Raw genomic sequence first — 24,500 nt, forward strand, 5'->3', positions numbered from 1 at the left:
GTCACCCCTTGTCTGCGTGCGCGTCGATGGCGACGAGTTCGGCGGTCGGCGTGGCGTTCTCACGGCGCCGCACCCAGTCCACGATCGCGTCGACGGCCGTGTCGACGGGCACGCCGTTGATCTGCGTCCGGTCCCCGAACCGGAAACTGACCGCCTCCGCCTCCAGATCGCGGTCACCGGCCAGCAGCATGAACGGGACCCGCTGGTTGGTGTGGTTGACGATCTTCTTGGCCATCCGGTCGTCGCTGCTGTCGACCTCGGCTCGGATACCGAGTTTCCGCAGCCGGGTGACCAGTCCGTTGAGATAGGCGACGTGGTCGTCGGCGACCGGGATGGCAACCACCTGCACCGGGGCGAGCCAGGCCGGGAAGGCTCCGGCGTAGTGCTCGGTGAGGATGCCGAAGAACCGTTCGATGGAGCCGAACAGCGCGCGGTGGATGAGCACCGGCCGCTTCCGCGACCCGTCGGCCGCGGTGTATTCCAGTTCGAACCTGTCCGGCATGTTGAAGTCGAGCTGGATGGTCGACATCTGCCAGCTGCGGCCCAGTGCGTCGCGGACCTGCACCGAGATCTTCGGTCCGTAGAACGCGGCGCCGCCGGGGTCGGGCACCAGCTCCAGGCCCGACGCCACGGCAACCTCGCGCAGCGTCTCGGTGGCCTCTTCCCACACCTCGTCGGAGCCGACGAACTTCTCGGGATCCTTGGTGGACAGTTCGAGGTAGTAGTCGTCCAAGCCGTAGTCGGCCAGCAGTTCCAGCACGAACTGCAGCAGCGACGCCAGTTCCTCGCCCATCTGCTCACGGGTGCAGTAGATGTGGGCGTCGTCCTGCGTCATGCCCCGCACCCGGGTCAGACCGTGCACCACGCCCGACTTCTCGTAGCGGTACACGCTGCCGAACTCGAACAACCGCAGCGGCAGTTCCCGGTAGGAGCGGCCGCGCGAGCGGTAGATCAGGTGGTGCATCGGGCAGTTCATGGGCTTGAGGTAGTAGTCCTGGCCCGGTTTGCGCACCGCGCCGTCGGCGTCGTACTCGGCGTCGATGTGCATCGGGGGGAACATCCCCTCGGCGTACCACTCCAGATGCCCCGAGGTGATGTAGAGCTGCTCCTTGGTGATGTGCGGGGTGTTGACGAACTCGTAGCCCGCCTCGATGTGCTTGCGCCGCGAGTATTCCTCCAGCTCGCGGCGCACGATCCCGCCCTTGGGATGGAACACCGGCAGACCCGACCCCAGCTCGTCGGGAAAGCTGAACAGGTCCAGCTCGGCGCCCAGCCGGCGGTGATCGCGACGCTGCGCCTCCTCGATCAGCTCCAGGTGGTGGTCCAGCGCCTCCTGGGTCTCCCACGCGGTGCCGTAGATGCGTTGCAGGCTGGCGTTGTTCTGGTCACCGCGCCAGTACGCCGCCGAGCTGCGGGTCAGCTTGAACGCCGGGATGTAGCGGGTGGTGGGGATGTGCGGGCCACGGCACAGGTCGCCCCATTCACGCTCGCGGGTGCGCGGGTTGAGGTTGTCGTAGGCGGTCAGCTCGTCACCGCCGACCTCCATGACCTCCGGATCGTCGGCACCGGACTTGTCATCGATCAGCTCGAGCTTGTAGGGCTCGTCGGCCAGTTCGTGACGCGCCTGGTCCTTGGACTCGAACACCCGCCGCGAGAACAGCTGGCCTTGTTTGACGATCTGGCGCATGCGCTTCTCGAGCGCTTCGAGGTCTTCGGGAGTGAAGGGTTCGGCGACCTCGAAGTCGTAATAGAACCCGTCGGTGATGGGCGGCCCGATGCCCAGCTTGGCGTCGGGGAACATCGCCTGCACCGCCTGGGCCAGCACGTGGGCCGCGGAATGGCGGATGACGCTGCGCCCGTCCTCGGTGTCGGCGGCCACCGGCGTCACCTCGACGTCCTCGTCGGGCGCCCAGGACAGGTCGCGCAGGCGTCCCTCGGCATCGCGAACGACCACGACGGCGTCGGGGGCGCCCCGTCCCGGCAGGCCGGCGTCACGCACCGCCTGCCCTGCGGTAGTCCCGGCGGCGACCCGGATCGGGACTGCCGGGGCCGGGCTGACGGGGGCGCTCATCGCGGGTTCTCCAAACTCTCGGGCGTGCCAACGGTGATGGTCGGGCGTCGACCGCGACCATGCTATCGGGGTCGGTCGCTACGTCCCGATACCAATAGGGCTATCCAGCCACCGGGGCTCGTAGCCGAACATCTCCCCGACGAAGTCGAGCGCACCCAGCAGCCACAACGTGCCCAGCACCACCGCGGCGGTGAACACCACGCCGAGCACCTGCACCCACAGCCCCTGCTGGGTGAACCACGCCATCGCCGCGTCGTAGCGCCGGCGCACGTAGGAGAGCAGCCGTCGCGCCCAGTCGAACTCGGTCGCCAGGATCGCGAGCCCGACGAACACGATCGCCCACCCGGGGCCGGGATACGGAATCGCGATGATGCCGACACACAGGACCACCAAACCGGTGACGGCGACCCCGAGCCGGTAACCGGCGTCCACAGCGGGCCGGTCACGCAGCCCGTCACGCCAGGCCGCCCACCGCCGCGTGAACCCCGCGCGCTCGCCGTCGTTCACGGTTGCCCCGGCTTCAACTTCACGAACAGCGCGTGGGCCTCGGCCAGCACTTGGTCGGCGTCGTCGAGAATGCGCCCGGAGACCCTGATCTTGCGGTCGACGATGTCGTCGATGCCGGCCTCGACGCGGACCTGCCTGCAGACCGGAACGATGCGGCGGTAGTCGACGTGCAGGAATGCGGTGCGCTGGGCCCGGCTGCCGCTGAGTTTGAACGCGGTGAAACCGAGCAGCGAGTCGAACAGATGGGACACGGCGCCGCCGTGCGCCGCGCCGTTGCGCCCCAGGTGGTAGCGCCGGAAGTGGGCCGTTCCGACGATCGTCCCCGCCTCGGTGACGTGCAGGTCGACCGGAACGGCCAGGATGTTGCCCCGGTTGGGCAGGTCCATGCGCCGGCCCGACGGGGAGTTCCACTCGTCGGCGGCATGCGGCTCCAACAAGCGGGAGGCCTGCTCGATGAGGTCGGCGGCCTCGGCGATGACGTCGTCGGGTGCGTCGGCGGCGCGGGCGTGGTCCTGCACCGTGCGGACCGCTTCGATGAACCGGCCGTAATCGGGTCCCCCGCGGGTGGACGGCTCGGGGGGATTGAAGCCTCCCCCGGGGTGCGCATCGGCGGGTTCGTTGGCGCTCACCTGGCCACCGTATTGGGTGGCCGGCCCGGTAGCCGTCCCGGCTTCGGTAACGGCCCGGCAGTCACACCCGTCAGCAGAGCGTCGCCACACGTCGAACGGGGCCGGGAGGTCACGTGACGACGGTACCGAAGCGGTGCCAAGCTGGCAGGTGTGAAGCTCGACGAGCTGGCCGGGAAGCCGCTGACCTACACCGAGGTGGGAGCCACCGCGACCACGATGCCCGCCGGATACCACCACCTGCGCAAATCGTCGGTGATCGGCCGCGGCCGGGACCGCTTCGAGCAGGCCGCGGCAGCGGGGATGCGGTGGGGCATGCTGCGCGGCGCCGGGCTGCGGGTCGACGCCGCCGGGCCGGTCGCCGAAGTCGGCTGTGAGGTGCTGGTCCACCTGGGACCGGTGAAGGCGCCGTGCCGGGTGGTCTACGTCGTCGACGAGCAGGATCGGCGGGGTTTCGCGTACGGGACGTTGCCCGGGCACGCCGAGACGGGCGAGGAACTGTTCCTGGTGTCCTACGACCCCGCGACCACCGAGGTGCGGGCGGAGGTGGCGGCGTTCTCCCGGCACGCGACGTGGTGGAGCAGGCTGGGCGCGCCGGTGACATCGCTGGTGCAGCGGCTGGTCACCGACCGCTACCTGCGCGCGCTGTGACGCCGGCGCGGACCGCCGTCATCGAGTCGACACGGCGCATCCGGCGGTGACGATGCGCGGTCAGCGGTAATCTCGACCTGATTATCGGGTTGGAGAGCACGGACGGTGACGGTGAACGATCAAGCCGGCTTAGAGGCGGCGCACCTTCGGGTGGCCGAGCTGGTGCAAGGTCTGCACAACAGGCCCGATACCGATTCGGACACTGTGGTGGCGGAGTTGGCCGAACACGCCGCCGCCGAGATCCCGGGTGCGCAATACGCGGGGATCACGCTGACCCGCAACGCCAAGCACATCGACACTCCGGCGGCCACCCACTACTGGCCGGTGCTGCTGGACAAGATCCAGCAACGCCATCTCGAGGGCCCGTGCCTGACCGCGGCCTGGGACGAGAAGACCGTCCACGTTCCCGACATGGAGACCGAGGAGCGATTTCCCGACTATCGGCGCGACGCTCTGGCCGAGACGCCGATCCGCTCGATCATGGCTTTTCAGCTGTTCATCGCCGGTGAGTCCCTCGGCGCGCTGAACATCTATGCCGAACAGCCTCACGCGTTCTCCGCGGAGGCCCGCACGCTCGGGCTGATCTTCGCCGCGCATTCGTCGGTGGCGTGGAACTCGGCGCGCCGTGACGAGCAGTTCCAGCGGGCACTGTCGAGCCGCGACGTCATCGGCCAGGCCAAGGGCATGATCATGGAGCGCTACCGGGTCGACGCGGTGCAGGCCTTCGAGGTCCTGCGCAAGCTCTCCCAGGATTCCAACGTGCCGTTGCTCCAGATCGCTGCTGAACTGGTGGAGAACGGGGCGAACGGGGCCTGACCGCCGCCTCCGGTGCCGCCCGGGGCAGTGACCGGTCGGTCGCTCAGGGCAACGGGGCTCGCCAGGTCAGGCAGGTACCGCCGTCTGCGGAGGCCACCACGGCGAAGGAACCGCCCAGTTCTTCGGCACGCCGGCGCAAGTTGGTCAGACCACTGCCGGTGATGTCGGCGTCGATCCCGCGCCCGTTGTCGACCACCTCGATCACCAGATCGTCCTCGACCGTCACCGTCACCGTCAGCGCGGTGGCCCCGGCGTGGCGGACGACGTTGCTGACCGCTTCGCGCACCACGGCCTCGGCGTGGTCGGCCAGCGACGCGTCGATGACCGACAGGGGTCCGACGTACTGCGTCGACGTTCGCACCCCCGAGCCGGGGAACGCCGACACCGCCTCGTCGAGACGCTGCCGGAGCCGGGTGATGCCCGACGAACCACCGTGCAGGTCGAAGATCGTGGTCCGGATGTCCTGGATGACGTCCTGGAGATCGTCGATGGAGGTGGACAGCCGCTGCTGCAATTCGGCGGAACGCGCCCGCGCGATGGTCCCCTGCAGCGACAACCCGACGGCGAACAGGCGCTGGATCACGTGGTCGTGCAGGTCTCGGGCGATGCGGTCCCGGTCGGTCAGGATACTCAGCTCACGCATCCGATGCTGCGTGGTGGCCAGTTGCCACGCCAACGCCGCCTGATCGGCGAACGCCGACATCATGTCCAGCTCGTCCACCCGAAATGGTTGCCCACCAACGGCTCTGACAGCCACGAGGACTCCGGCCACCGAGTCGGTGGTGCGTAACGGAAGCACCAGCGCCGGTCCGCCCTGCGGCCCCGTGCCGACATCGACACCGGTGAACCTGTCGGGCGCGCGGTTGGCGAACGCAGTGCCGATCACCGTTCCGGCCACCGGAATCGGGGCCGAGGCGACGTCGGCGTCCTCACCGGCCACGGCGATGACGGCCAGTTCGGTGACCTCGTCGGCCGGCTGGTCGGGATCCATGGGGATCGCCACGAAGGTCGTCGTCGCACCGCTGAGCTGCTGGGTCTCTTCGGCGATCGACCGGAAGACCGTCGCGGGGTCGGCACCCGAGAGCAGTTGGGTGCCGATGTCACGTGTGGCGGCAATCCAGGACTGTCGGGCTCTGGCCTGCTCGTACAGACGGGCGTTGTCGATGGCGATTCCGGCCGCCGCGGCCAGCGCCTGCACCAGGACCTCGTCGTCCTCGCTGAACGGCGTTCCGCCGCGCTTGTCGGTCAGGTAGAGGTTGCCGAACACCTCGTCGCGGATGCGCACGGGCACACCGAGGAACGTGCGCATGGGTGGATGGTGCGGCGGAAACCCCACCGACGACGCGTGACTGGAGATGTTGTCCAGGCGAATGGGTTTGGGGTTGACCAGCAGCGCGCCGAGTACACCGCGACCCTCGGGGAGGTGGCCGATCTGGTCTCGGGTCGCCTCGTCGATCCCCTCGTAGATGAACTCCACCAGCTCGTCGTCGTAGCCGCGCACGCCCAGCGCCCCGTACTGCGCGTCGACGAGCTCGATCGCGGTGTGCACGATGGTGCGCAGCGTGTCGTCGAGTTCGAGACCGGAGGTGACGACCAGCATGGCCTCGACGAGCCCGTCCAGGCGGTCCCGGCCCTCGACGATCTGCTCGACCCGGTCCTGCACCTCGCTGAGCAGTTCGCGCAGCCGCAGCTGGGACAACGTGTCCCGCACCGGTCGCGCTGTCCCCTCGGAGTCCGACTCGGATGTCTGCCCCACGGCCTCTGGTCTACCACCGCTGAGCAGCTCTCGTCACCTGTTGAGGACCATTGGCCCTGTGCTGCAGCACCCGCCGCAGGGCACCGTGAGAGGGGATCGAAGGGAGCCACGATGACCGCGACGCAGGTCCGCACCGAGCTGATCACCGAGGCTCTGCGACTGGCCTGCCGGGCACCGTCTCTGCACAACACCCAGCCCTGGCGCTGGGTGCTCACCGACGACTCGGTCGAGTTGTTCGCCGACCCCGAACGTTTCGTCCGCGGAGCGGACGCCTCCGGACGCGAGGCGCTGATCAGTTGCGGCGCTGTCCTGCACCACTTCCGCACGGCGATGGCCGCGGCCGGGTGGGACACCGCCGTGACCCGGTTCCCCACCGCCGACGATCCGCTGCATCTGGCCACCGTGCAGTTCACCGCGGCCCGGTCGGTCACCGAGGAGCAGAACAGCCACGCCGATGCGATCCTGCTCCGCCACACCGACCGCCTGCCCTTCGTGGCCCCACCGGACCCCGAGGCGCTCATGCACACGCTCAGCGCGGTCGCCGAGAACCACGCCGTGCGACTCGACGTCCTGTCCGAAGACGTGCACGAGTTCGTCGCCGAGGCGTCCCACCTGACCGAGGCGCTGCGGCGCTACGACGCCGAGTATCACACCGAACTCACCTGGTGGACAGCCGATTTCGTGTCAGATGACGGAATTCCGAGAACCTCGCTGGTCACGGCGACCGAGAGCGACCGGGTGCAGATCGGCCGCAACTTCCCCGTCGTCGCGCGCGCCGAGCGACGCGCGGAGATCCTCGACGACCGGGCGGCGGTGTTGGTGCTGTCCACCCTCGACGAGAGCCGGGACAGCATCCTGCGCTGCGGCGAGGCCCTGTCGGCGCTGCTGCTCAACGCCACCGAGGCAGGGCTGTCGAGCTGCACGCTGACCCACATCACCGAGATGGCCCAGGGACGTGAGGTGGTGGCCGCGCTGGTGGGCACCGGGGCGCTCCCGCACGTCATCGTCCGCCTCGGACAAGCGCCCGCCCTGGCGGACACCCCGCCGCCCACCCCCCGGAGGCCGATCGAACACGTGCTGCGCATCGAGAGGAGCCGGCCATGCTAGACAGCGCCGTCACCACCAGTGTCGTGGTCGCCATCGACGGTTCGGCGTCGGCCGTCGACGCCGCGCTGTGGGCGGTGGACGAGGCCCTCGATCGCGACGTGCCGTTGCGCTTCGTCTACGTCATCGAGCCCGCCCGCCCGGATGTCGCCGACTCCCAGGACATCGCGCACCGGCTGGCCACCGCCGAGGTGGCGGTGCGCTATGCGGTGACCGCCGTGGAGTCGACCGAGACCCCGGTGAAGTTGGAAGTCGAGATCCTGCAGGGAACCGTGGTCCCGACGCTGCTGGAAGCGTCCCGGTCAGCGGCGCTGCTCTGCGTCGGGGCCCGCGGCCTGCGCCACGCCACCGAAGGGCGCATCGGATCGACCGCCGCCACGCTGGCGGCTTCGGCGCACTGCCCCGTCGCCGTCGTCCGCGCGCACCGGCCGCATCGACCCGGCGAACGCGCGGTGGTCATCGAGATCGACGACAACGCCGCCGGTAGCTCGGTGTTGCAGCGCGGTCTGGCGGCGGCGCGGCGTCGTCATGCGCCGGTGCGGGTGCTGACCCCGACCCGGATGCACGGGGACATCCAGGATCCGTGGGAGCGCCGCCTTGCCGAATGGCGGCGCAGCTACCCCGATCTGGACATCACCACCGTGAACATGCGGGGAGACATCCTGGACTACCTGGCCGGGCATGCCGGCTCGATCCAGCTCGTGGTGACCAGCCGGCAGCGGCCCGGGGGCGTCACCCCGCTCGTCAACGCGCCGGGCAATACCGCGCTGCGGGACACCGACTGTTCGATACTGGTGTGCGAACCGCACAACGCACTGTGACACCGGTGCCGACCTCCAGAGGATAGAGACGTCTCGACATGGTGAAGGTTTTCCTGGTAGACGACCACGAAGTAGTACGGCGGGGGCTGGTCGACCTGCTCAGCAGTGATCCCGAACTCGAGGTCGTCGGCGAGGCGGGGTCGGTGTCCGAGGCGTTGGCCCGCATCCCGGCGCTGCAGCCCGATGTGGCCGTCCTCGACGTCCGCCTGCCCGACGGCAACGGCATCGAGCTGTGCCGCGACCTGTTGTCGCGGCTACCCGACCTGCGATGCCTGATGCTGACGTCGTTCACCTCCGACGAGGCGATGCTCGACGCGATTCTGGCCGGCGCCAGCGGTTATGTGGTCAAGGACATCAAAGGCATGGAGCTGGCCCAGGCCATCAAAGAGGTCGGCGCCGGCCGGTCGCTGCTCGACAACCGCGCCGCGGCAGCGCTGATGGCGAAACTGCGCGGCGAAGGCGAGGAGCGCGACCCGCTGTCGGGTCTGACCGATCAGGAGCGCGTCCTGCTCGATCTGCTCGGCGAAGGGCTGACGAACAAACAGATCGCCGCGCGGATGTTCCTGGCGGAGAAGACCGTCAAGAACTACGTGTCGCGCCTGTTGGCCAAGCTCGGCATGGAACGCCGGACGCAGGCGGCGGTGTTCGTGTCCAAACTCGAACGGCATCATCGCCCCGAGATGGAGTGAACACCACCGCCTGCTCCCCCTCGCCCGGTCAGGCGGTCGTCGTGTCGTCGAGGTCGGAGGTGTCGCCGAACCCGGAAGTGTCGTCGAGGTCGGAGACGTAGTCCGACAGCGCGCGGCGTGGCGTGGAAGGCAACGGGTCGGCGTTCACCGGCGCCCAGCCGATGCGCAGCAGCATCTGCGGATGGCCCTCGGCGCCGAAGACGTCGGCGCGCACCGCTGCCCGGGTCTCCGCGACCTCCAGCGGCTCGGTGATCGGGCAGCTGGCCAGCCCCTGCGCCGTCGCGGTGAGCAACACCAGGCTGGTGGCCTCGCCCGCCCGCAGGCGAGACAGCGGATCGTCCTCGGCGGTTCCCAGCGCCAGCACCGCGGCGTTGTCGTCGACGCCGTGGGTGTTCGCGTTGTGCGCCAGTACACCGCCGGCGAAGTCGCGCGCGGGGACGCGTGCGACCCCGTCCGGTCCAGGCACGCTGCGGGCCGGAACCCCGGCTGTCGATGCGTAGCGTCCGCTCCAGACCGCCAGCTCGGCGAGGTACTCCCGGTCCGAGCGGTGCCGGAACGCGGCCTCGGTGACCAGCGCGCGCAGCGTGGCCAGATCCTCCACGCGGCGCAGGATCACTCCGGCGCGCGCCGCCCGCGCGCCCATCAGCGCGATGTCGCCGCGCGGAACCGGCCACGAGCTGTAATGGCGGCGGTCGGTACGCCGGCGCGGAATGGCGGCGGCCAGCGTGATGTCCAGATCCGCCGCGGGATAGGGGTAGGGCTCGATGACAGCCAGATGGTTCGGGTCGGCGGGGTCTGGCAGCCGGTGCACACGGGTCTGCCAGTCGAGGGCGGCCAACGCCACCACGCAGTGATTCAGTGCCGCACCGCAACTGAGCATCAGGTCGCGGGCGTCGGGGTCGGTGTGCGGCAGCAGCAGATCGGGGTTGGCATACAGGTGGAGGCGCTCGCCCTCCACCCGCCACTGCCAGGGCTGCGAATTGTGCACCGAGGGCGCCCGGCCGGCGAGGGCCAGCGCGGACCGCAGAGTCGCGGGGTCGGGAAAGGAGCCACTCATCGCCTCATCACCTGTCCGGAGTAGTTGCTCCATCCAGAGTGCGTGGCGGCGAAGCGTTTGCAGAGGGCACAAAGACCTCTGCTCGACCCTTCAGAGGGCCTTCGAAAGGCCTTCCAGGGGCCCTTCGGGGCCCTCCGGGGGCCCGGCTCAGTCCGTCGGGGTACCGCTGTGCAACCACACCGCGCAGTCGGGCGGCAACACCCGATCGATCCCCGGCGCCGAGGCCAGCGCCACGGTGGCGACCTCGGGTAGCGCGACATCGGCGTCGCCGGTGTTCACCCAGCACTGCGCGCCGCCGCGTTCGAACGCCGCGACGTCCGGTGCGACGGTCAGCCACTTGACATCACCGGCGTCGCGCCACATCGTCCGGCGCAGCGCCAGGGCGGCGCGATACAGGTTCAGCGTCGAGTCGGGGTCACGTTCCTGCGCCTCGACACTGTGCACACCCCAGTGCGCCGGTTGGGGCAACCAGGTCGCCGCGCCCGACTCGGCGGCGAACCCGTAGGGCGGGGCGGTGTCGGTCCACGGCAGCGGTATCCGGCAGCCGTCCCGGCCGACGTCGGTGAAGCCCGACTGCGCCCAGGTGGGGTCCTGGCGCACGTCATCGGGAAGGTCCTCGATCTCCTCGAGGGCCAGTTCCTCACCCTGGTACACGTAAGCAGTGCCCGGCAGCGCCAGCTGCACCAGCGCCGCGGCGCGGGCCCGTTTCCGGCCCAGGGCATGGTCGGGGTCCTCGTCGGCCCACCGGTTGCGCTCCCAATCCGTGCCGAGGAGATGCTCGGGCTGCGACCGGGCGAAGCGGGTCACCGTCCGGGTCACATCGTGGTTGGACAGCACCCAGGTCGGCGGGGCGCCGACCGTCGCGGCGGCACCGATCGCGTCGTCGATCACCGCGCGCATCACCTCGGCTCGCCACGGGGTCCGCAGGAAGTCGAACTGGAACGCGGTGTGCAGCTCATCGGGGCGCAGGTAGCGGGCCAGCCGCTCGTTGCTTCCCACCCACGCTTCGGCGATGAAGATGCGCTCGGGCGCATACCGGTCGGCGACGGCGCGCCAGCCGCGGTAGATCTCGTGCACGCCGTCCTGGTCCCACGCCGGGTGCCCCTCGTTGCTCTCGACCAGCGAACCGGGCGCCGCGGAGACCGTGTCGGGCAGGCCGGCCTCCTTCACCAGTCCGTGTGCCACGTCGATACGGAACCCGTCCACGCCACGGTCGAACCAGAACGCCAGGATGTCCTCGAACTCGGCGCGGACCTCGGGGTGGTCCCAGTTCAGGTCCGGCTGTCCGGGAGCGAACAGATGCAGGTACCAGTCCCCGTCAGGTAGCCGGGTCCAGGCCGGTCCGCCGAAGATGCTCTGCCAGTTGTTCGGCGGCAGTTCGCCGCCCGCCCCGCGACCCGGCCGCACGTGATAGCGGGCGCGGGCCTGCGGCTGCCCGGCGAGCGCCGCGCGAAACCACGCGTGCTGGTCGGAGGTGTGGTTGGGCACGATGTCCAGAAGCACCTTGATACCGAGGGCGTGGGCCTCGGCAATGGCCGCCTGGGCGTCGTCGAGTGTGCCGTAGCTCGGCTCGATGTCGCGGTAGTCGGCGACGTCGTAGCCGGCATCGGCCATCGGCGACGGGTACCACGGGTTGATCCAGATCGCGTCGACACCCAGTTCGGCGAGGTAGGGCAGGCGCCGACGCAGCCCCTGGACGTCGCCGATACCGTCTCCGCTCCCGTCGGCGAAGCTGCGGATGTAGACCTGGTAGACGACGGCGGTCTGCCACCATGACGGGCTCGGGACGGGCACGGCGCTCCTCGGCGTTGCGTAAACGTTTTCGGCACCAGACTCGGCTATCTGCTACCTCATGTCAAACGTCGTGCCGTAGACGTAAGTACTTTCGTTCCGCTAACCTCGACGCCTGATGAGCAGACGGGCCCGATGAGCGCTCGCGCGAAGAGCAGACGGTGACGATGAGCGCTCGCGCGAAGAGCAGACGGTGACGATGAGCGCTCGCGCGAAGAGCAGACGGTGACGATGAGCGCTCGCGCGAAGAGCAGACGGTGACGATGATTCCCAGGCAAACGGTCAACATGACCGACGTGGCGCAGCGCTGCGGGGTCTCCATCGCGTCCGTGTCGCGTGCGCTCCGCGGCGAGCCCGGCGTCTCCCCCGCAACCAGAGACAGGATCATGTCGGCGGCGCGCGAATTGGCCTACGTGGTCTCGCCCGAGGCGTCCCGCCTGTCAGGGGGCTCCACCGGCCGCGTCGGCGTGGTGGTGCCGCGCATCGATGCCTGGTTCTACGCCACGGTGCTCGCCGGGGTGGCCGGTGAATTCGATGCCGTCGGTGTCGATCTGGTCCTGTGCACGCTGCCCGACTCGTCCGCCCGGCACCGATTCTTCGAAGCACTTCCGTTGCGGCGCAAGGTGGACGCCGTGATCATCGTGTCCGTCCCGCTGTCCGCACGGGAACGCACCCGCCTGGACCAACTCGGCGTGCCGACCGTCCAGGTCGGGGGACACCACCCGGCCGGGGGCCGGCCCTGGATCGGCATCGACGACGAACTCGCCGCGTCGCAGGCGGTGGGGCACCTGCTGCGAATCGGCCACCGCGACATCGCCATGATCCAGGCTGTCGACCAGGAGGGCACCGCCTGGGCCGCGGATGGGGCCCGTATCCGCGGATTTCATGATCAGATGACGGCCGCCGGCGTGGCGGAGCCCACGGTGGTGCGGGTGCCGTGGGGTATCGACGGCGGCGCCCACGGAATGGAGACGCTGCTGAGCCGTCCCCGGTTACCGTCGGCGGTGTTCTGCCACTCCGACGAGATCGCCCTGGGCGCGTTGCGCACTCTCCGGAAGTCCGGAGTCGCTGTACCGCAGCAGATCTCGGTCATCGGCGTCGATGACCACCCGTCCGCCGAATTGAGCGAGCTGACCACGGTCGCGCAGCCGGTGCGCGAGCAGGGGCGCCTCGCCGCCGTGAGCGTGCTCGGCGCCCTCGGGGACGACGGTGCCTCGATGCCGGTGCGGACCACGTTGCCGACTCGGCTGGTGATCCGGAACTCGACCGCCCCGCCGCACTGACACCGCTGCCCCACCTCGCCTGTGAGGTATGACACACTCTTCGACGTACCGAATGTGCAGTTCGCGGCCTCATCCGCGGTTGGCTGCGCATCTGGCATCGACGACGAGGACGTGATGAGACGAATTCGATTCGCCGGGGGGCGGTGCCGCCGCGCGATGGCGCTGGCCAGTGCGCCCCTGCTGGCGGCAACGTTGTTGTCCGGCTGCGGTAGTCAGGGGGGCCCGCCGACGCTGACGTGGTACGTCTTCCCCGACAACGGCGGCGCCGACGCGCGGGCCCAGCAGTGCGCGGACGCCTCGGGTGGCGCCTACCGGGTGCGCACCGAAGTACTTCCCTCCAGCGCAACCGGACAGCGCGAGCAGATGGTGCGCCGGCTGGCGGCCCGAGACAGCTCGATCGACATCGTCAGCGTCGATGTCGTATTCACCGCGGAGTTCGCCAACGCCGGCTTCATCCGGCCGTTCACCGAGGAAGAAGCACAGCGGCTCACCGCCGGCATGCTGCCCGCCCCGGTCGAGACCGGGACCTGGAAGGACACCCTCTACGCAGCGCCGTTCAAGTCCAACGCGCAGCTGCTGTGGTACCGCAAGTCGGTGGCTGAGGCTGCCGGTGTCGATCCCACCGACCCGACATTCACGTGGGATGAGATGCTCAAAGCCGCTGTGAGCCAGAACAAGACGATCGCCGAGCAGGGCGCTCGCTATGAGGGCTACATGGTGTGGATCAACGCACTGGTGTTGTCGGGCGGTGGTGAGATCCTGCAGAACGCCGACGCCGGACGCGACGCGACCCCGGCACTCAACAGCCCCGCGGGCCTCAAGGCCGCCGAGATCGTCGGGTCGCTGGCGCGGTCGGCCGCCGCTCCGGCCGACCTGTCCAACGCCCAGGAAGAGCAGGCCCGCGCGACCTTCCAGTCCGGCAACGGCGGCTTCATGCTGAACTGGCCGTACGTGCTGGCGGCGGCGCGCGGGGCCGCCGAGGACGGTTCGCTGGACCAGGCGGTCGTCGACGACATCGGATGGGCACGTTACCCACGGGTGCTTCCCGACCGGCCCAGCCAGCCGCCGCTGGGTGGCGCCAACCTCGCCGTCGGGGCCTATTCGGCGTACCCGGACGAAGCGGTGGCCGCCATCGAGTGCATCAACGCCGAGCCCAAGGCCACCCAGTACATGATCGACGAGGGCGAGCCGTCGCCGTATGCGGCGTCCTACGACAATCCGGACGTCCGAGCCGAATACGACAACGCCGACCTGATCCGCGAGTCGATCGCCGAGGCGGGTCCGCGGCCGCTGACACCGTTCTACACCGACGTCTCCGGCGCCATCACCCAGAGTTGGCATCCTCCGGACTCGGTGACCGCCGAAACACCGGAAAGGACAGACCAGTTCATGGCTGACGTACTGGCCGGAAGGCGACTGCTGTGACCGCGACAGCGGCGCCCGACCGAGACGCCCCGCTGCAGAAAGAGCCTGGGAAGCCGGCGCGCAGCGAACGGGCCCGCGGGGAACGACGGCTCGGGATCTTCCTGACGTTGCCCTCCTACGCAGTCATGTTGCTGGTGACGGCCTACCCACTGATCTATGCGCTGGTGTTGTCGCTGTACAACTTCCGGCTCACCGACCCGGGCGGACGGACCTTCGTCGGGTTGAGTAACTACCTGGTGATCCTCACCGACCCGGTGTGGTGGAACGACTTCGTCACCACGCTGACGATCACCGTCGTCACCGTGGCCATCGAGCTGGTGCTGGGCTTCTGGTTCGCGTTCGTGATGCTGCGCATCATTCGTGGCCGAGGGCCACTGCGAACCGCGATCCTGATCCCCTACGGCATCGTCACCGTGGTCTCGGCCTTCATCTGGCGCTACGCCTTCGCCATCGACTCCGGATTCGTGAACACGTGGTTCGACATCACCGGCTTCGACTGGTTCGGTGACCGGTGGACGGCGATCTTCGTCATCTGCCTGTCCGAGATCTGGAAGACCACCCCGTTCATCTCACTGCTCCTGCTGGCAGGGCTGGTCCAGGTGCCCGAGGACATGCAGGAGGCCGCCAAGGTCGACGGAGCCACCGCCTGGCAGCGGTTGTGGAAGGTGACCCTGCCGAACATGAAGGCCGCGATCATGGTCGCACTGTTGTTCCGCACCCTCGACGCGTGGCGGATCTTCGACAACCCGTTCGTGATGACCGGCGGCGCCAACAACACCGAGACCATCTCGTTCCTCGCGTACCGGCAGAACGTCACGCTGGTCAACCTCGGCATGGGTTCGGCGGTCTCGGTGCTGCTGTTCCTGACCGTGGTGGTGATCGCCTGGATCTTCGTCAAGGTCTTCAAGACCGACCTCTCACAAGTCAGGGGCGACCAGTGAACAGCGCCAAGAACAGCAAGTGGTGGACGATCGCGGGCATTGTGATCGTCATCTACAGCGTCTTCCCGGTGTTGTGGATGATCAGCCTCTCGTTCAAGCCGCCGTCGGACATCGTGTCCCGGGATCCACAGTTCCTGCCGAGCACATTCACATTGGACAACTTCGCCCAGATCTTCAGCCAGCCGCTGTTCACCCGGGCGTTGATCAACTCGATCGGCATCGCGGTCATTGCCACCGTCATATCGGTGATCATCGCGATGTTCGCCGCCTACGCGATCGCCCGGCTCGAGTTTCCCGGCAAGAAGGTGCTCCTGTCGCTGGCCCTGGCGATCGCGATGTTCCCGCAGGCCGCACTGGTCGGTCCGCTGTTCGACATGTGGCGCGGGCTGGGGATCTATGACACCTGGCTGGGCTTGATCATCCCGTACCTGACCTTCGCGTTGCCGCTGTCGATCTGGACGATGTCGGCGTTCTTCCGCCAGATCCCCTGGGAGATGGAGCACGCCGCGCAGGTCGACGGCGCCACGCAGTGGCAGGCATTCCGCAAGGTGATCGTGCCGTTGGCGGCGCCGGGCGTGTTCACCACGGCCATTCTGACGTTCTTCTTCTGCTGGAACGACTTCCTGTTCGCGATCTCGCTGACTTCGACCGACAGCGCAAGAACGGTGCCGGCGGCGCTGGCGTTCTTCCAGGGTGCCTCGTATTTCGAGTCGCCGGTGCCCTACATCATGGCCGCGTCGGTGATCGTGACGATCCCCGTCGTCATCCTCGTCCTCATCTTCCAGCGGCGCATCGTCGCCGGCCTGACGTCCGGAGCAGTGAAGGGATAACCCATGGCAGCAATCACGATGCGCAACATCGTCAAGAAGTACGGGGACGGCTATCCGGCGGTCAACGATGTCAGCCTCGACATCGCCGACGGGGAGTTCATGATCCTGGTCGGGCCGTCGGGGTGTGGGAAGTCGACCCTGCTGCGGATGATCGTCGGACTCGAGGACATCACCTCCGGTGACATGTTGATCGGCGACAAGCGGGTCAACGACAAGGCCCCGCGGGACCGCAATCTGTCCATGGTGTTCCAGAACTATGCGCTCTACCCGCACCTGTCGGTGTTCGAGAACATCGCTTTCCCACTTCGGTTGTCCGGCAAGCTCTCCGATGATGAGATCCGCAAGCGCGTCACCGAGGCCGCCGACACGCTCGAACTCGGCGAGCATCTCGACCGCAAGCCCGCCAACCTCTCCGGGGGACAGCGACAGCGGGTCGCCATGGGCCGCGCCATCGTCCGTCAGGCCGACGCGTTCCTGTTCGACGAGCCGCTGAGCAACCTCGACGCCAAGTTGCGCGGTCAGATGCGCACCGAGATCCTGCGCCTGCAGCGCCGGCTGGGTGTGACCACCGTCTACGTCACCCACGACCAGACCGAGGCGATGACGCTCGGTGACCGGGTCGCGGTGCTGAAGAAGGGCCTGCTGCAGCAGGTCGCCAGTCCGCGGGAACTCTACGATCAGCCGGTGAACCTGTTCGTCGCCGGTTTCATCGGCTCACCGCCGATGAACTTCGTGCCGGCGCGGGTGCGCGGCAACGAGATCGAGTTGCCTTTCGCGACCGTTCCGTTGCGCGACGAGTGGCGCGACCGCGTCGAGGAGGACAAGGTCTATATCGCCGGTATCCGTCCGGGCGCCTTCGAGGACGCGGAGTTCGTCGATGACGACAAGCGTTCGCGCGGTGTCACGTTCGACGTCACCATCGATGTCACCGAGTGGCTGGGCAATGAGCAGTACGCCTTCGTCCCGTTCGAAGCCGACACCGAGATCTCCGGCCAGCTTGCCGAGTTGGCCAGCGAGCTCGACAGCGAGCAACTGCGCAGCCAGATCTGCGTGGAGCTCGATCCGATGAGCCGGGTCAGCTCCGGAGACACGGCGACGCTGTGGCTGGACGCGTCGCGGCTGCACCTGTTCGACCCCCAGTCCGGCGACAATCTGACGCGCAGTACCGAAAACCGCGGACGCCACGCGGCAGCGACCGGCTGACCCGAGGTCTGTCACGGCGGGATCGTCAGATGGCCGCTCCGGAGTTGCGGCTTCGGGCCACCTGCCCGGGGCTGTTGGTGCTGCCCTGGGACCGGCCGCTGCGCGACTGGGCGGCGCCGCAGGTCGCGCTGCGCGAGATGGCGGTGGGTCCGAGCCGGCACCTGGTGAGGTTCGTCGAGGCCGACGGACAGTTGTGGGCGCTCAAGGAATTGCCTCCGCGCATCGCGGCCCGTGAGTACGGCGTGTTGGGTCGCCTCGAAGAGATGGGACTCAACGCCGTCCGTCCTGCCGGGGTGGTGATCCAGCCGGATCTCGACACCGCGATCCTGGTGACGCGCTATCTGGTCGGGTCCTGGCAGTACCGACGGATGTTCATGAGGCTGCCGCCGGACGCACCCAAGCACCGCACCCGCCTGTTCGACGCGATGGCCACGCTGTTGGTCGACCTGCACCGCCACGGGGTGTTCTGGGGGGACTGCTCCCTGGCCAACACGCTGTTCTCCCGCGACGGCCAGGTGTTGCAGGCATTCCTGGTCGACGCCGAGACCAGTGAGATCCACCCGTCGCTGTCCGACGGGCAGCGCACCCACGACATCGACATCACCGTCGAGAACGTCGCCGCGGGCCTGCTGGACGTCGCGGCCCGGCTCGGCAGACCCGACCTGCAGGCGGGCTTCATCCAGGAAGCGCTGGGCATCAGAACGCGCTACGAGGACCTGTGGGAGTTGCTGCACGCCACACCGACGTTCGGCTTCGCCGACCGCTACCGGGTCGAGGGCACCATCCGCAAGCTCAACGAACTGGGGTTCGCGGTGGACGAGGTGTCGCTGCAGCCCGTCCGCGCCGGCACCGACGAACTCCAGTTACATGTGGCGGTGGGCGACCGCCGCTACTACGCCACCGCCCTGCAACGGTTGACCGGATTGGACGTGGGCGAAGGTCAGGCCCGGATCCTGCTCGGAGATCTGCAGGCCTACCGCGGCCAGCTGAGCCGGGAGGCCGGTTACGACGTCGACGAGCGCACGGCGGGCCAGCTGTGGGTGATGGAAGTCGCGACACCGATGATGCACCGCGCCCACGCCGCGGTCGGCAACACCGGCAGTGCGGTGCAGGCCTACTGCGATCTCCTGGAAGTGCGTTGGCTTTTGTCGGAGCGGGCCGGGCACGACGTCGGCACCGAGCGGGCACTGCACGCACTGTCACGCAACGTGGTGCCCTCGGAGTCGGCCGCGCAGCTGCAGGTCGTCGAGACGCCGACCGAGCCGTTCTCGGTGCTCGACGACCCCGAGGACGAGGAACAGCCCGACGCGGAGCGGTTCTGATCCGCACATGCGGATAGAATGCGCTCTATTGCCCGTTTTTGCGGACCATAGGAGTGGCTGTGATGGTGCCGGCGATCCGGATCAAAGACGCGGCGGCGCTGCTGGGCGTCAGCGACGACACCATCCGCCGCTGGGTCGACAGCGGCTCACTGCCGTCGTCCACCGACGAGTCGGGACGCAAGGTCATCGCCGGGGACGTGCTCGCCGAGTTCGCCCGTGACCACGCTTCGCCTCCACCGGACCCGCTGGGCGTCGGCAGCTCGGCGCGCAACCGGTTCACCGGCCTGGTCACGAAGGTCACCTCCGATCGGGTGATGAGCGAGGTACAGATGCAGTGCGGGCCGTTCACCGTCGTGTCGTTGATGAGCACCGAATCGGTTCGACAGCTGGGCCTGCAGCCGGGCTCCGTGGCCGTAGCCGCCGTCAAGGCCACCACCGTCGTCGTCGAAACACCCGCCTCGTGATGACGACGCCGGCGCGGGTCGCCGCGGGACTGGCCACCGCGGTGCTCGTCGCCGCATGCGCACCGTCCCCGCAGCGGTCCGGCCCGGCGGAGGACACCGCTGTCACCGGCGGGATCACGGTGTACGCGGCAGCCTCGCTGCAGCCGACCTTCACCGACCTCGGCGAACGATTCGAACACGATCACCCCGGCACCACCGTGACCTTCAATTTCGCCGGTTCGTCCAGCCTGGTCACCCAACTCACCCAGGGCGCGCCGGCCGACGTGTTCGCCTCCGCGAACCCGGAGAACATGACCAAGGCTGTCGACAGTGGCATCGTGTCCGGTGCGCCGGTCTTCTTCGCCGCGAACACGCTGACCATCGTCACCGCACCCGGCAACCCGAAAGGCATTCAACAGTTTTCCGACCTGGCCGACCCTGATCTTCAGGTCGTGGTGTGCGCTCCCCAGGTGCCGTGCGGCGCGGCGACCGAGACGATCGAACGATCTGCCGCGGTGACGCTGAAACCGGTCAGTGAGGAATCGAGCGTCACCGACGTCCTCGGGAAAGTCGTCTCCGGGCAGGCCGACGCCGGTCTGGTCTACGTCACCGACGCCGCCGACGCCGGAGACGACGTCACCGAGGTCCCGTTCCCGCAGGCCGCCGACGCCGTCAACGTCTATCCGATCGCCGTGTTACGGAATTCGGCCAATCCTGCCGGCGCACAGGCATTCGTCGATCTGGTGACCGGTGCGCAGGGACGCGAGGTTCTCGCATCGGCCGGCTTCGCAGCACCATGAGTCGGCCGCGGCGACGCCACCGTCCGGTTCAAGTCGGACTCCCCCGCTGGGTGTACGTGCCCGCGACGCTCGGCGCGCTGTTCGTGATCATCCCGCTGCTGGCCATCCTCGCCAGCATCGACTGGCCGAACTTCGTGCCTCTGATCACCTCCGAATCATCCCGGGCTGCATTGCTTCTCAGTCTCAGGACCGCGACGGCGAGCACCGCCGTGTGCATCGTGTTGGGTGTGCCGATGGCGTTGGCGCTGTCGCGGGGCGGTTTCCCCGGCCGTCCGGTGCTGCGGGCCCTGGTGCTCTTACCGCTGGTTCTGCCTCCCGTGGTCGGCGGCATCGCGCTGCTGTACACGTTCGGTCGGCAGGGGTTGATCGGGCAGTACCTGGAAGTGCTGGGAGTTCAGATCGCCTTCTCGACGACTGCGGTGATCGTGGCGCAGGCCTTCGTGTCTCTGCCGTTTCTGGTCGTCAGCCTCGAGGGCGCGCTGCGCTCGGCAGGTACCGGCTACGAGCAGGTCGCCGCGACGCTGGGTGCCCGGCCCACCACCGTGCTGCGGACCGTGACCATGCCCCTGGTGCTGCCCGGATTGGTCTCGGGTGCAGTACTGGCGTTCGCCCGGTCGCTCGGCGAGTTCGGTGCCACGTTGACCTTCGCGGGCTCGTTGCAGGGTGTCACCCGCACCTTGCCGCTGGAGATCTACCTGCAACGCGAGACCGACGCCGATGCCGCCGTCGCCCTGTCGCTGTTGCTGATCGTGGTCGCGGCCGCAATCGTGATCGCGACGGCCAGCCGGCGCCTGGCGGGACCGTTGTGAGCCACCTGCGGATCCAGGCGCAGCTGGCGGAGCGTGGTGTCGACGTCGAGCTGACCGTCGACGAGGGCCGGGTGTTGGCGGTGCTCGGCCCGAACGGGGTCGGCAAGTCCACGCTGCTGCTGCTTCTCGCCGGACTGCTGCGCCCCGACGGCGGCCGCATCTGTCTCGGTGATGTGGTCCTCACCGACACCGACGCCGGCACCTTCGTGGCACCACACCGCCGCGGCGTGGCGCTGCTGTCCCAGCAGGCACTGTTGTTTCCTCACCTGACCGTCGCCGCCAACGTCGCCTACGGCCCGCGCTGCGCCGGCCTGTCGCGCTCGGCGGCGCGCGCAACCGCAAACCGGTGGCTTGCCGCAGTCGAGGCGACCGACCTGGCGGAACGCAAACCCGCCCAGCTGTCGGGCGGGCAGGCCCAGCGGGTCGCCCTCGCACGGGCGCTAGCGACCGAGCCGCGGCTGCTGCTGCTCGACGAGCCGTTGTCGGCGCTCGACGTCACCGCCGCGCCGGCGATGCGCCGGCTGCTGCGCACCATGCTGCGCGAACGGCGGCGCACCGCGATCATCGTCACCCACGACCTGCTTGACGCGCTGGCCGTCGCCGACGACGTCGCCGTCATCGAGGACGGCCGGGTCGTCGAACACGGACCCGCGCGCGAAGTCCTGACCACCCCGCGCAGCGACTTCGCCGCCCGGATCGCCGGCATCAACCTCGTCGCCGGGCGAATAGTGCGGCCCGGGACCATTCGCACCGCCTGGGGTACGGAGATGTCCGGAACGGGTGACCTCGAGCCAGGCACCGAGGCGGTGGCACTGTGCCGTCCGAGCGCGGTGGCGGTGTTCACCACTCGCCCGCACGGCAGCCCTCGCAACGTGGTGCCGGTGTCGATCGCCGAGATGGAGGTCCACGGCGAAACGGTGCGCATCCGGGGGGAAGCGCAGCCCGACGGCGGGACCGGTCTCGCGGCGGACGTCACCGCGACCGCGGTCGCCGATCTCGAGCTGGAGCCGGGGGCAACGGCGTATTTCGCCGTCAAAGCCCAAGAGGTGCAGCTGTACCCTGCAGGCGCGGTCAGCGGGTAGCTGCAGGCAGCGCGGTAGTGTTTGCCGGAACTGCCGCGGTTTGCCGCGATTCACGAGGCTCACCGAGAATTTGAGCTAGCGTCAATTGTCGCCGAGGGATTGGCGCTACCGTGATCGACCGGCCAAGAGGGCGAGCAAGGAGGTCGAGCCATGAGCCGACGTCCGCTGCGCGCCACGGTCGCGATCGCGATTCCGCTCGGGTTCACCGTGGCGCTGACGGTGGCGTTGCTCGTCGGGGGCAAGAGCGCGGCTGTCGTTCTTTTCGATGACACGGTGTCGTTCGGGCTGGCGCTGTACGCGACGGCCTGTGCGGCGCTGGCCGCCCGAGCGGCCCAGGACCGCCTGCGCCGGACGTGGGCGACCATGGCCGTCGCGCTGGGCGCCTGGTCGCTGGGTGACGGACTGTGGCTGGTCTACGAACTGGTGCCCGGCGTCGAGCCCACAACGCCTTCGGCCGCCGACGTGTTCTACCTGCTCTTCGCGGTGCTACTGGTCGCCGCCTTCGCGCAGTTGATCACTACAGCCACCCACCAGGGACGGCTCCGGCTACTTCTCGACGCGATCACCGTGGCGTTGTGCCTGTTTCTGTTGGCGTGGGTGCTCGCGCTGAACAGCGTGGTCGTCACCTACCGGGAAGACCGGGCCGCGCTTGCGGTCGCGTTTCTCTATCCGGTGTTCGACATGATCGCCCTGACCATCGCCGTCGTGGTGCTCGTACGCGCCGAAGCCCGTCAACGCGGCATGCTGACGGTGCTCACGCTTGCCGTGACGCTCATGACCATCGCCGACAGCGCCTTCGCGCACCTCACCGCCGGTGAGCGCTACAGCACAGGCGATCTGATCGATGTGCTCTGGGCGGCGTCGTTGACGGCGTTCGCGGCGGCGGCAGTGCTGAGCCGCGCGGCCCACGAGCCGCGCACCGTGGTGGCGTTGCCCTCGACGTCGTCGCTGTGGCTGCCCTACGTCCCGCTCTTGCTGGCCGGCACCATCGGCCCACCGCTGGTGATGTCCGGCCTCGAGCGGTTCCTCGTGCCCGCCATCGTGGTCGCGGTCTGTGCCCGCCAGATTGTCTCGGCCTGGGAGAACAGGCGGCTGCTGGCGGCGGCGGCCGAGCAGGCGCTGCGTGACCCCCTCACCGGGTTGGCCAACCGCACCCTGTTCTCCGATCGATTGGCCCACGCGATGGCGCTGCGGGCACGTGACGACCGTTCGGTGGCCGTGATCTCCGTCGACCTCGATGACTTCAAACTCGTCAACGACAGCCTGGGCCACCCCGCCGCCGACAATCTCCTCGTCCAAGCAGGCCAACGCATCGCCGAGTGCATTCGTCCCGGCGACACCGCCGCCCGTATCGGCGGCGATGAGTTCGCCCTGCTCCTCGAGAGCCGCAGCGACGACTCCGATGTGGTGGCCCAGCGTGTGCTGAACGCCTTCAGCAGCCCATTCTGGATCGACGGCGACGACATGCTCATCCGTCCCAGCATCGGCGTCGCGCGGGCCCTACCCACTCAGCCCGATCTGGACCCGGACACCCTGATGAAGCGCGCGGACATCGCGATGTACGCCGCGAAGCGATCCCGGGTGGCGCAAGTCAACACGTTCCACGACGACATGATGATGTCCGACCCCGACGCAGTCGAACGCGCTGAACAGGCCGACCGCCCCTCTGGTGAAGGAGCCGCTCAGATCCGGCTGCTCGGTGAACTGCGCGCCGCCATCGACCACCACGCCCTCGAGGTCGTCTACCAACCCAAGATCGATCTGCGTACCGGACAACTGGCCGGCGTCGAAGCGCTGCTCCGTTGGCCGCATCCCACCCTCGGCACGCTTCGTCCCGACACTTTCTTGCCGCTGGTCCGCCAGCACGGACTCATGCGGCCCGTGACCGACTTCGTTGTCGACCGGGCGCTCAGCGACGCCGCCGGCTGGGCACGCCTCGGCGCGCCCATTCCCGTGGCGATCAACCTGTTCGCGCCGTTCCTGCGTGACACCGACCTGCCGCGAACCCTCGACCACCGGCTGGCCGACCACGGCCTGCGCGCCGACATCCTGACGGTGGAGATCACCGAGGACCTCGTCCTGTCCGAGGTGGACACCGCCGCCACCGTGTTGCATCGACTCCGCCAACTCGGCGTCCGCGTCGCCATCGACGACTTCGGCAGCGGCTATTCCGCGCTCTCCTACCTGCGCGATCTTCCCATCGACGAGATCAAACTCGATCGGCACTTCATCGCCCACGTCACCACCAACCCCAAAGCCGCAGCCGTCGTCGAGGCCGTCATCAACCTCACCCACACCCTCGGCATCACCGTGGTCGCCGAAGGTGTCGAAGACGCGGAAACGGCAGGCTGGCTTGCCGCACATCACTGTGACATCGCCCAGGGTTACCACTACGGCAGACCCACCACCGCGTCGATGGTTCCGCGTCTCATCGCCGGCGCGGCAGCAGGCGCTTGACGCATCCGTCAGAATT

22 protein-coding genes are annotated in these 24,500 nt (G+C 68.6%); 16 read left to right on the forward strand and 6 right to left on the reverse strand.

The genetic code is table 11. The features are described from left to right. Window position 1 precedes the first annotated feature (1 nt). From thrS to ACEWX3_RS17030, 3 genes are all read right to left on the reverse strand, one after another. Window positions 2-2,071, reverse strand: a complete 2,070-nt coding sequence (gene thrS, locus ACEWX3_RS17020) for a threonine--tRNA ligase (protein ID WP_374157154.1) — start codon at window positions 2,069-2,071, stop codon at window positions 2-4. A 78-nt stretch (window positions 2,072-2,149) separates the two neighbouring features. Continuing rightward, a complete protein-coding gene (locus ACEWX3_RS17025; protein WP_374157155.1) occupies window positions 2,150-2,578 on the reverse strand; it encodes a TIGR02611 family protein in 429 nt (142 codons plus the stop codon). After that, window positions 2,575-3,207, reverse strand: coding sequence for a PaaI family thioesterase (locus tag ACEWX3_RS17030; protein ID WP_374157156.1), 633 nt, complete (start codon window positions 3,205-3,207; stop codon window positions 2,575-2,577). Before ACEWX3_RS17030 ends, ACEWX3_RS17025 begins: the two co-directional genes overlap by 4 nt. 150 nt (window positions 3,208-3,357) lie before the next feature. On the opposite strand from ACEWX3_RS17030, the gene ACEWX3_RS17035 reads away from it, so the two are divergent. Both ACEWX3_RS17035 and ACEWX3_RS17040 read left to right on the forward strand, forming a co-directional pair. After that, on the forward strand, window positions 3,358-3,855 hold the full coding sequence (locus ACEWX3_RS17035; RefSeq protein ID WP_374157157.1) for a DUF1990 family protein: 498 nt from the start codon (window positions 3,358-3,360) through the stop codon (window positions 3,853-3,855). A 111-nt stretch (window positions 3,856-3,966) separates the two neighbouring features. Continuing rightward, window positions 3,967-4,671, forward strand: a complete 705-nt coding sequence (locus ACEWX3_RS17040) for a GAF and ANTAR domain-containing protein (protein ID WP_221357126.1) — start codon at window positions 3,967-3,969, stop codon at window positions 4,669-4,671. 43 nt (window positions 4,672-4,714) lie between these two features. On the opposite strand, the gene ACEWX3_RS17045 is transcribed toward ACEWX3_RS17040, so the two are convergent. Then, window positions 4,715-6,427 (reverse strand): GAF domain-containing protein, encoded by a 1,713-nt coding sequence (locus tag ACEWX3_RS17045; RefSeq protein WP_374157158.1) that lies wholly within the window; start codon window positions 6,425-6,427, stop codon window positions 4,715-4,717. A 111-nt stretch (window positions 6,428-6,538) separates the two neighbouring features. Here ACEWX3_RS17045 and ACEWX3_RS17050 point away from each other — a divergent pair, with 111 nt between their 5' ends. From ACEWX3_RS17050 to ACEWX3_RS17060, 3 genes are read left to right on the forward strand one after another with little or no spacing between them, the layout of a single operon-like run. Next, window positions 6,539-7,534, forward strand: a complete 996-nt coding sequence (locus ACEWX3_RS17050; protein ID WP_374157159.1) for an NAD(P)H nitroreductase — start codon at window positions 6,539-6,541, stop codon at window positions 7,532-7,534. Further along, complete coding sequence (locus tag ACEWX3_RS17055) at window positions 7,528-8,352, forward strand: universal stress protein (RefSeq protein ID WP_374157160.1); 825 nt, start codon at window positions 7,528-7,530, stop codon at window positions 8,350-8,352. The genes ACEWX3_RS17050 and ACEWX3_RS17055 overlap by 7 nt, the downstream gene beginning before the upstream one ends. 38 nt (window positions 8,353-8,390) lie before the next feature. After that, on the forward strand, window positions 8,391-9,041 hold the full coding sequence (locus ACEWX3_RS17060) for a response regulator transcription factor (protein WP_152516910.1): 651 nt from the start codon (window positions 8,391-8,393) through the stop codon (window positions 9,039-9,041). 28 nt (window positions 9,042-9,069) lie between these two features. Here the strand turns inward: ACEWX3_RS17060 and ACEWX3_RS17065 are convergent, their stop codons facing one another. Then, window positions 9,070-10,098, reverse strand: a complete 1,029-nt coding sequence (locus tag ACEWX3_RS17065) for an NAD(P)H nitroreductase (RefSeq protein WP_374157161.1) — start codon at window positions 10,096-10,098, stop codon at window positions 9,070-9,072. Between the two features lie 147 nt (window positions 10,099-10,245). Beyond that, window positions 10,246-11,892 (reverse strand): glycoside hydrolase family 13 protein, encoded by a 1,647-nt coding sequence (locus ACEWX3_RS17070; protein ID WP_374157162.1) that lies wholly within the window; start codon window positions 11,890-11,892, stop codon window positions 10,246-10,248. 260 nt (window positions 11,893-12,152) lie between these two features. On the opposite strand from ACEWX3_RS17070, the gene ACEWX3_RS17075 reads away from it, so the two are divergent. The 11 genes from ACEWX3_RS17075 to ACEWX3_RS17125 all read left to right on the forward strand — a co-directional run bounded on the left by ACEWX3_RS17075 (window position 12,153) and on the right by ACEWX3_RS17125 (window position 24,484). Further along, window positions 12,153-13,172, forward strand: coding sequence for a LacI family DNA-binding transcriptional regulator (locus ACEWX3_RS17075; RefSeq protein ID WP_374159880.1), 1,020 nt, complete (start codon window positions 12,153-12,155; stop codon window positions 13,170-13,172). Window positions 13,173-13,286: 114 nt separating this feature from the next. After that, window positions 13,287-14,597 carry an extracellular solute-binding protein gene (locus ACEWX3_RS17080; protein WP_374157163.1) on the forward strand — a complete coding sequence of 437 codons (1,311 nt, stop codon included), beginning with the start codon at window positions 13,287-13,289 and terminating at the stop codon, window positions 14,595-14,597. After that, window positions 14,594-15,538 (forward strand): carbohydrate ABC transporter permease, encoded by a 945-nt coding sequence (locus ACEWX3_RS17085; protein WP_207067596.1) that lies wholly within the window; start codon window positions 14,594-14,596, stop codon window positions 15,536-15,538. The genes ACEWX3_RS17080 and ACEWX3_RS17085 overlap by 4 nt, the downstream gene beginning before the upstream one ends. Beyond that, window positions 15,535-16,368: a carbohydrate ABC transporter permease gene (locus ACEWX3_RS17090; protein WP_207067595.1), complete on the forward strand. Its 834-nt coding sequence runs from the start codon at window positions 15,535-15,537 to the stop codon at window positions 16,366-16,368. The genes ACEWX3_RS17085 and ACEWX3_RS17090 overlap by 4 nt, the downstream gene beginning before the upstream one ends. A 3-nt stretch (window positions 16,369-16,371) precedes the next feature. After that, a complete protein-coding gene (locus tag ACEWX3_RS17095; protein ID WP_207067594.1) occupies window positions 16,372-17,571 on the forward strand; it encodes a sn-glycerol-3-phosphate ABC transporter ATP-binding protein UgpC in 1,200 nt (399 codons plus the stop codon). A gap of 29 nt (window positions 17,572-17,600) precedes the next feature. Continuing rightward, entirely contained in the window at window positions 17,601-18,893 is a 1,293-nt protein-coding gene (locus ACEWX3_RS17100) for a DUF4032 domain-containing protein (protein WP_374157164.1), read from the forward strand. Between the two features lie 65 nt (window positions 18,894-18,958). Then, a complete protein-coding gene (locus ACEWX3_RS17105; protein WP_207067628.1) occupies window positions 18,959-19,357 on the forward strand; it encodes a TOBE domain-containing protein in 399 nt (132 codons plus the stop codon). After that, a complete protein-coding gene (modA, locus tag ACEWX3_RS17110; protein ID WP_374157165.1) occupies window positions 19,357-20,136 on the forward strand; it encodes a molybdate ABC transporter substrate-binding protein in 780 nt (259 codons plus the stop codon). Before ACEWX3_RS17105 ends, modA begins: the two co-directional genes overlap by 1 nt. Next, window positions 20,133-20,945 carry an ABC transporter permease gene (locus tag ACEWX3_RS17115; RefSeq protein ID WP_374157166.1) on the forward strand — a complete coding sequence of 271 codons (813 nt, stop codon included), beginning with the start codon at window positions 20,133-20,135 and terminating at the stop codon, window positions 20,943-20,945. Before modA ends, ACEWX3_RS17115 begins: the two co-directional genes overlap by 4 nt. Beyond that, window positions 20,942-22,027: a sulfate/molybdate ABC transporter ATP-binding protein gene (locus ACEWX3_RS17120; RefSeq protein ID WP_374157167.1), complete on the forward strand. Its 1,086-nt coding sequence runs from the start codon at window positions 20,942-20,944 to the stop codon at window positions 22,025-22,027. Before ACEWX3_RS17115 ends, ACEWX3_RS17120 begins: the two co-directional genes overlap by 4 nt. A 150-nt stretch (window positions 22,028-22,177) precedes the next feature. After that, complete coding sequence (locus tag ACEWX3_RS17125) at window positions 22,178-24,484, forward strand: bifunctional diguanylate cyclase/phosphodiesterase (protein WP_207067589.1); 2,307 nt, start codon at window positions 22,178-22,180, stop codon at window positions 24,482-24,484. The last annotated feature ends 16 nt before the right edge of the window (window positions 24,485-24,500 follow it).

This window comes from Mycobacterium sp. G7A2, assembly GCF_041902445.1.
Taxonomy (GTDB): Bacteria; Actinomycetota; Actinomycetes; order Mycobacteriales; family Mycobacteriaceae; genus Mycobacterium.

Excerpts from the sequence above, each read along its gene's own strand:
- thrS (WP_374157154.1), bottom strand. The coding sequence starts at position 2,071 with ATGAGCGCCCCCGTCAGCCCGGCCCCGGCAGTCCCGATCCGGGTCGCC.
- ACEWX3_RS17050 (WP_374157159.1), top strand. The coding sequence starts at position 6,539 with ATGACCGCGACGCAGGTCCGCACCGAGCTGATCACCGAGGCTCTGCGA.
- ACEWX3_RS17055 (WP_374157160.1), top strand. The coding sequence starts at position 7,528 with ATGCTAGACAGCGCCGTCACCACCAGTGTCGTGGTCGCCATCGACGGT.
- ACEWX3_RS17060 (WP_152516910.1), top strand. The coding sequence starts at position 8,391 with ATGGTGAAGGTTTTCCTGGTAGACGACCACGAAGTAGTACGGCGGGGG.
- ACEWX3_RS17065 (WP_374157161.1), bottom strand. The coding sequence starts at position 10,098 with ATGAGTGGCTCCTTTCCCGACCCCGCGACTCTGCGGTCCGCGCTGGCC.
- ACEWX3_RS17075 (WP_374159880.1), top strand. The coding sequence starts at position 12,153 with ATGATTCCCAGGCAAACGGTCAACATGACCGACGTGGCGCAGCGCTGC.
- ACEWX3_RS17080 (WP_374157163.1), top strand. The coding sequence starts at position 13,287 with ATGAGACGAATTCGATTCGCCGGGGGGCGGTGCCGCCGCGCGATGGCG.
- ACEWX3_RS17095 (WP_207067594.1), top strand. The coding sequence starts at position 16,372 with ATGGCAGCAATCACGATGCGCAACATCGTCAAGAAGTACGGGGACGGC.
- ACEWX3_RS17100 (WP_374157164.1), top strand. The coding sequence starts at position 17,601 with ATGGCCGCTCCGGAGTTGCGGCTTCGGGCCACCTGCCCGGGGCTGTTG.
- modA (WP_374157165.1), top strand. The coding sequence starts at position 19,357 with ATGACGACGCCGGCGCGGGTCGCCGCGGGACTGGCCACCGCGGTGCTC.
- ACEWX3_RS17115 (WP_374157166.1), top strand. The coding sequence starts at position 20,133 with ATGAGTCGGCCGCGGCGACGCCACCGTCCGGTTCAAGTCGGACTCCCC.
- ACEWX3_RS17125 (WP_207067589.1), top strand. The coding sequence starts at position 22,178 with ATGAGCCGACGTCCGCTGCGCGCCACGGTCGCGATCGCGATTCCGCTC.